Origin of the sequence: Algoriphagus aestuariicola (assembly GCF_017254835.1) — a bacterium.
In the GTDB taxonomy this organism is placed as follows: domain Bacteria; phylum Bacteroidota; class Bacteroidia; order Cytophagales; family Cyclobacteriaceae; genus Algoriphagus; species Algoriphagus aestuariicola.
The window spans coordinates 270,079-277,167 of the sequence record NZ_JAFKCW010000004.1; the positions used below are offsets into that span (position 1 = coordinate 270,079).

Genomic DNA, 7,089 nt, shown 5'->3' on the forward strand with positions numbered 1-7,089 from the left:
CCATAGGATTATGGCAAAACAGACAGGAGTGATCACACTCAAGGGGCCGGTCGGGAGACTGTCCTTTTACAAGACCAGAAACGGCTATCTGGCCCGCGAAAAGGGCGGGGTGGAGAAATCCCGGATCATGAACGATCCCCGATACGCCCGTACCCGGGAAAATATCCGAGAGTTTACCGACAACGCCACCTCCTCCAAGCTGCTGCGGGACGCGCTGCGGCCGGTGATCTCGCAAATTGGGGACAAGCGGCTCAACCTGCGCATCACCCAGATGCTGATGCAGGTGCTCAAGTCCGACGAGGTCAACGTCCGGGGTGACCGCCGGGTGAAGGAAGGCAACTGGGAGCTGCTCCGTGACTTGGAGCTCAACGCGGGTTCCTCCCTGGGGAGTACGCTTTATTTCGAACTGCAGACCAGCAATGGGGCGGCTTCATTTGACGTACAGCTTCCCGCCTTTGTACCCCGGGACATGATAGCCATCCCGGGGGGAGCCACCCATTTCAGGCTTTCCGCTACCGGAGTGGGACTGGATTTTGACCAGAGTACGCGCACGGTGGTACAGGCCTCAGCCCCAGTACACTCGGTGCTGGATGCCTTCACCGTCCAGACGCTCTCCGTGGCCAAGTCCCAATTGGCCGGTACCCACTTTGCCTTTCTGCTAAGTGTGGAGTTCATCCAGCTGGTCAATGGGATGGAGTATGCCATCAACAACGGAGCGCATAACGCGGCCAAGATCATCTTGGTAGAAAAAGCCGCCTAATGCGCCTGCTGCTTAAGCGAAGATATACTCCCCGGGGAACCCTGGGGAGGCTCTTCTTGGGAAGCCGCCAGTTGTGCTTTATCCGGGAGGCTCCGAAGTCCTGCTACAGTCCCAGCCGACATTGTCTGGAAGAGGGGGTGTACGAGCTGGAACCGGTCCACACCGAGGCGGAGGGCTGGAGGATCAGGCTGGGGGACGGAGGCTGGATACTTTCCAAAGCTCCTGACCGTGTTCCCGAAACGGGTGAGCTCTGTCCGGTGACGGCTTATAGAGCAGATGGCACTCCCTTGTTTACCCGTCTGGCTTTTCTCAAACTCCTCGATGAGTTGGAGGAGGCATGGGGAGGGGGAGAGGTAGTGGAGTTGGAAGTGGTGTCACGGGGAGTTCCCTATCGCCTGGAGTCATGCCGGATACCGTCCTACTCCTAGGCCTGACAGGGGCCATCATCTCGGCGCTGCTGTCGGTGATTGCCTACTTTCTGAAGTTCCTGGTACAGGATTTCCGAAAGCTGCAGCAGGATTTTCTGGAGATCAAAGGCCGTCAGGAGAGCCTGAGGGCGGAGATCGACCGGATATCCGTGGTGTTGCTTTTCTTGAAAAAGCAGCTGATCAGAAAAGTTTAGCGGGAACAATGTTCAATTGATAATTGACAATGACCAACAACAGGTGGTCAACGAACAGTGCCTGTGCACCTGAGGTATATCAGGACCACTGGCCACTGCGACTGACCACTGGCAACTGAACACTGACCTCCCACTTAACTCTTAATTATTAACACTTAACTAATAAATATGACAACAATCGATGAAATTAAACACCGGGCTTTGGCCCCAACACCGCCTTTCTTCCAGTTTCTGAAAAAGGCGGGATTACTCATCGCCGCCATCGGCACAGCCATGCTGACCGCACCGGGCGAGGTACCTGAAATCCTCCTGGCCTATGCGGGCCATGCGGTGACCGCAGGCACCATCCTGGTGAGCATCTGCCAGCTAACCGTCGATGAAGGCAAGCTGGAGGAAAAGCTGCTGCAGGTGGTGAAGTAAACCAGTAATACCTTACAAATTGAAACCCGGGCAGGATTCCTGTCCGGGTTTTTTTATTCATCCAAAACTCCGAATTGTGGGTACCCATTCAGCCTCCACTAGGCATAATTAAGAATGACCATCCTTTTCGAAGCGGTTTTTATTGAGGCATGTCAAGCCATCCTCATCGTCTGAGGATTAGTTTATGGTATTCCCGATTTGCTCCCCAGGCGATTTCGAGGGTGTATACGCCTGCAGCCTTTGTTTTTAGTCGTTCTGACACCAGGATTCCGAGGGCTTCATTTCCTTCGGATTCGATGAGCTCAAATTGTCCAGTAGAAGATATGATCCTGAGGGTGACGGGCTCGTCGTGGTAGACTTCCTTGCTCAGTAGTTCAAGGTTAACCACTTCCCCATTTGTGGGGTTTGGATATACCCTCCAATACGTCGTGCCAGCTACAGGCGGTACTTGGATGGACTTGGTGACACTATAAGATGATTCACCATCAAAGTCTACCTGTCTCAGTCGGTAGAACACGTTCCCTCCGGCCAAAGGCAAGTTCAAATCTTGGAAGGCGTATTTCATTGGCTGTTCCGAGTAGCCAGCTCCCGGTACTTGTCCAACTACCGTCCAGTTTTTGATTCCGTCCACTGAGCGTTCGATTTCGAAATGGGAATTTTCCCACTCTTTGGCAGTAGCCCAAGTCAGTTCACCAGAGCGGGACGTTGGATTGTATTGGGCGTCAAAGTGCAGGTATTCAACGGAGAGGATGCGGTAGTTGAAGAAATATATATAAACGACACCGTCTCCTCCTTTTCCACCACCATAATAGCCGGCCCCTCCACCTGAACCTGTTTTATCGACGCCTGGATAACCGACAGGGCTAGTCCCACTTAAGTTTCCACTGCCTCCGATCATTATTCCGCCAGCAGATCCGCCCTCACCGATTTTGTCTGTTCCGTTAAAATATCTTCCAATTCCTCCACCTCCGGCGCCAAAATATCTCGTGGAATCGCCGAAATTAAGAACTCTTCCATCTCCACCTCTTCCCCCTTCTCCTTGGCCGTTGCCAGCTGCTTTGCCATTTTGGCCATCGTTTCCACTTCCCCAAGGGATCAGTCCTCCTCCGCCACCCCCGGCAACCGAGTTTTGAGGAGCACTGTAATCCCCACTTCCTCCTATGTTTCCTTGGTACACAATGACATTTGTTCCCGAATAAGTAATAGGTATTACGCTTCCCCCCACACCATATGTTTGAGCCGGATTTGGGCTAGCCCCGCCTCCCCCACCGGAAGATCCGCTTCCTCCTTGATTAGTAGTTTGCGAGCCACCTCCGCCTCCGCCTGGGACTGAAATATTTATATTACTTCCATTTAGGGTACCCGAAAATGTTGAAGGATATCCATTTATTCCATTCGCGTTGATCCCGGTTGCTCCAGGACCTCCTTGTCCCACTTCAATTTGGAAATTGGAACCCGCAGGCATACCATATGGACTTGAAACAGAAAATCTTTGCTGAATTATAGAGCCTGAGCCCCCGCCACCGGATCCCTCGCCGCTGCCGCCTCCGCCTCCGCCGCTTCCGACAACTACGGTGAATTCAGCCAATCCTGCTGGAGCGATCCATGTGTCGTCGCAGGTATATTCGATAATTGTGGTTCCAGATTTAGATCCATCGTCAACAATCTTGACACAGTCCGTTTGATCGGCATCAGGACAGGAATAGGAAATGACAATCAAGCCATTGCCTCCGTCGCCATCTTGGCCTTGAGCTCTAGTTCCTCCTCCTCCGGGTGACTTTCCGTCTGCCCGAGTTTGGCCCCCAGTTTGACTTCCTAGTGGGCCGCCAGCATCTCCTCCATTTGAACCAATAGAATTATCGCCATTTTCACCAGAAAATCTATTATCAAAGGTACCACCACTGCCATTTCCAAGTCCACCGTTTGCAAAAACTAGGCTATTTCCTAATTGATCTGCAATATTTGAATCCCTCGTTGCATAAGATACGCCACCATTATTTCCACCTCTAGCTCCTCCTTGTCCCACAAATATCCCTATCGCTTCTCCTGGAGTTACTGGAATATTTTTCCGAATAGAGTAGCCTCCGCCACCTGCCCCACTTGCATTCCCACCACCGCCTCCAGCTCCATAGACCTCAATAGTGATGCTGTATACATTGGCCGGCACATAGAAAGTACTATTTGCGCTATAAACCGCTGAACACACCCCAAAATAAGTCGTTGGGGGGGTGGGCAAGGTTATAGTGCATACATCCGTTGACTTTTTGATAGTCAAAATCTGTACTGTGTAAGTATCAACATTGCTTGTAATAGGAATGGTACTAAAGGTGCCCCGACCATTGGTCACAGTAGCCATGGCAGAATGTGTGGTAAAAAGTCCATTTGCCTGTTTGATCTGATAGGAAATCTCGTACGTTCCGTTCAACATGGAAGTGGGATCACCATAGAAAAACACGGTAGCGGTACCCCCGATAGAGGTAGCGGATACTGATGATATATCAGTAATGTTATATACTGGCGTCACATCGATAGTTCCGGTGGCAGTCATGCCATTGATGCAGTTGCCACTCAGAGGAATGCTGTAGGAGTACAGGCCAGTTGTTGTTGCAGTTCCCGAGAAAGTGATTGTGTTTCCAGAGAAGGAAGCGGAAATTCCGGGTGGCAACCCATTTACTCCAGGTATTCCAGGCTGGTCTATGCCAGTAACTCCGGATGTAGTTTGAGTAAATGGTGTTAGGGTCGGGCTATTAATACAAACGCTTGGGAAAGCTACCGAGGTAGGACCCACCGTAGCAAAAGGTTCAACTGTTGTGGTAGATATAGCCGGGGTCGTGGCCACACAACCGGTCGTTGGCTCAGTATAGCTAACGGTTACATTTTTTGATCCTGGGGTCAACCATTGGATAGTAGCAGTCGGATTTGCACTACCAAAACCACCCGAAGTTATAGAATAATCTACTCCAAGCGTACCCGGAATATTCCATACATAGTTGGATTTTCCAGATTGGGTTTCATAAGTCACCCCTTGCTGAACACACACTAATGGGCTTGGAGATGTGGTAAATGTTGGAGTGGGAAGCGGGTTTACCGTAAGTGAGTTATTGGCAGGGGCAGTTGCTGCACATCCATTTGAATTGGTATAAGACACGGAAACATTTTTGGTTCCGGAAGTCAACCAAGTAAGGGTTACCGTCGGATTCGAAGTTCCTATTCCACCCGAAGTAATTGTGTAATCTGTACCAGACACTCCCGGAACTGACCATATATAATTTGATTCACCAGAGCCGGATTGGGTAGTGTAAGTCACCGAAGAGCCAGTACAAACTGGTGCTACTGGAGCAGTGGCGAATGTTGGCAGAGGTAGTGCATTTACCGTAAGTGAATTACTTGCTGGTGTTATCGCAGTACAACTATTCGGATCCGTGTAGATTACAGAAATATTTTTTGTGCCTGCTGTCAACCAAGTAAGCGTTACTGTATTGTTCGTGGTCCCTAGGCCTCCTGAAGTAATTGTATAATCTGTCCCTTCGATGCCAAAGCCAGACCAAGCGTAGTCGGATTGTCCGGACTGGGTGGTATAAGTTACTGAAGCGCCCACGCAAATTGCTGTGGAAGGAGAGGTGGTGAATGTCGGAGTAGGAAGGGGATTTACCGTAAATGCCCCAGAAATGCTGGAAAGTACATTTGGACCGCAATCACTGGATACTTTTACAAAGTAATAAAGTGTTCCCACCGTAGTAGGGGGAGTGAAGGAATCAGAATTTTCTCCGGTGAGTTCGATGACTCCCGCAGCCAGGGTGTCCGCAACAGCTACTGTATTACTGTACCACTGGTATTCCAAAGTTCCTGTGCCGATGGCATCGATGGAGATCGGAGAGAAAGCTTGATTCTCACATATTTCCTGGGCATTGAGTGCTTCATTTTCGATCAATGTAGGTTGGGTGACAGTAAATGCACCTGAAACATTGGTAGGGATAGTACCGCAATCACTTCTACCAGTTGCGTAATAATACAAGGTTCCAACGGTGGTAGATGGAGGGGTGAAATCAGGGTTTGTGGCCCCAGTTATTAAGGTTCCGCCCGTATTTGTAGGAGTAGAATTACTATACCATTGGTACTCAAAGTCTCCAATTTGGGTTATTTCTCCATCTACTTCTACTGTTAAGGTAGGAAGAGGTGCTCCTTGGCAGACAGTATGGTTGGTGGTAGATGGATGCTGGACGATGGTAGTTTGTGGTGGAGTGACTTCGTACTCTCCGGAGACCACAGAAGTATCTGAACTACAATATCCGGAAACCACCACATAGTAATAGGAAATTCCGAGATTGGTGGAGGGAGGTGTGAAACTGCTTGACGTAGCTCCAGGAACTGGTGTACCTCCAGTGTTAACCTGAGTTGGAACTGAGTACCATTGATAGGTCAAATCTGCGCCTTCCGCTAATACCGTCAATGGATCAAAACCGTCTCCGAAACATTCGATGTCATCCGAAGTATCAGGCTCTGTGGTAATGAGGGTAACAGGTTCAACGGTTGCCTGAGCAAAACTTGATACTACATCTGGTCCACAGTCACTGGATACAATTACAAAATAATACTTAGTGCCAATTTCATCAGCTGGCGGGGTATAAGCGTTGGTGTCTCCCCCGACAGGAGTCAAATTTGGTCCTGATGCTGCCGATACTGTATTGCTGTACCATTGGTAGGATAGTGTGCCTGTTCCAGATGCAGTGACAGAAAGTTGGGCAAAGTTTGCGCCATCGCAAATTCGCTGATTGGCTAGGTTTTCTGTATTAATCGAAGTTGCCGGGGTTACAGTTACTGTTATGACTCCTGAATTGACCGTTGAGCAGGTGCCATTGGTAACCACCGCCCTAAAGTATCTAGTAGCTGTAAGCGCCCCAACTTGGGCAGAGGTCAGGGTGGTAGAGTTGGTCCCGACATTGGTCACATTGGCAGTGAAGGTTAGATCGTCTGCCCTTTGCCATTGGATAGTTCCTGTGGCACTGGCAATGGTCAAATCGGTAGGTGCGTTGGCACTACAAATAGTTTGATTGGCAGATACCGCGCCGACCGCACTTGGAGCATCGACATTTACGGTGATGATAGCAGAGTTGACTGAGGAACAGGTGCCATTGGTAACCACCGCTCTAAAGTATCTAGTAGCAGTAAGCGCGCCAACCTGTGCGGAGGTCAGGGTGGTTGAGTTGGTACCGACATTGGTGACGTTGGCAGTGAAGGCCAGATCGTCTGCCCTTTGCCATTGGATGGTTCCTGTGGCACTGGCTAC

General features: G+C 50.1%; 5 protein-coding genes. 4 read left to right on the plus strand and 1 reads right to left on the minus strand.

Annotated elements, in window-relative coordinates:
* Positions 1-10: 10 nt before the first annotated feature.
* The 4 genes from J0A67_RS17370 to J0A67_RS17385 all read left to right on the plus strand — a co-directional run bounded on the left by J0A67_RS17370 (position 11) and on the right by J0A67_RS17385 (position 1,802).
* The gene (locus tag J0A67_RS17370; RefSeq protein ID WP_206570665.1) at positions 11-760 is read left to right on the plus strand and encodes a hypothetical protein; all 750 of its coding nucleotides are present in this window, start codon (positions 11-13) and stop codon (positions 758-760) included.
* Positions 760-1,188 carry a hypothetical protein gene (locus tag J0A67_RS17375; RefSeq protein ID WP_206570666.1) on the plus strand — a complete coding sequence of 143 codons (429 nt, stop codon included), beginning with the start codon at positions 760-762 and terminating at the stop codon, positions 1,186-1,188. The genes J0A67_RS17370 and J0A67_RS17375 overlap by 1 nt, the downstream gene beginning before the upstream one ends.
* Positions 1,164-1,382 (plus strand): hypothetical protein, encoded by a 219-nt coding sequence (locus J0A67_RS17380; RefSeq protein ID WP_206570667.1) that lies wholly within the window; start codon positions 1,164-1,166, stop codon positions 1,380-1,382. The genes J0A67_RS17375 and J0A67_RS17380 overlap by 25 nt, the downstream gene beginning before the upstream one ends.
* A 168-nt stretch (positions 1,383-1,550) precedes the next feature.
* Positions 1,551-1,802 carry a hypothetical protein gene (locus J0A67_RS17385; protein WP_206570668.1) on the plus strand — a complete coding sequence of 84 codons (252 nt, stop codon included), beginning with the start codon at positions 1,551-1,553 and terminating at the stop codon, positions 1,800-1,802.
* A gap of 163 nt (positions 1,803-1,965) precedes the next feature.
* Here the strand turns inward: J0A67_RS17385 and J0A67_RS17390 are convergent.
* On the minus strand, positions 1,966-7,089 hold a 5,124-nt coding region (locus J0A67_RS17390), incomplete at its 5' end, for a DUF8696 domain-containing protein (RefSeq protein WP_206570669.1).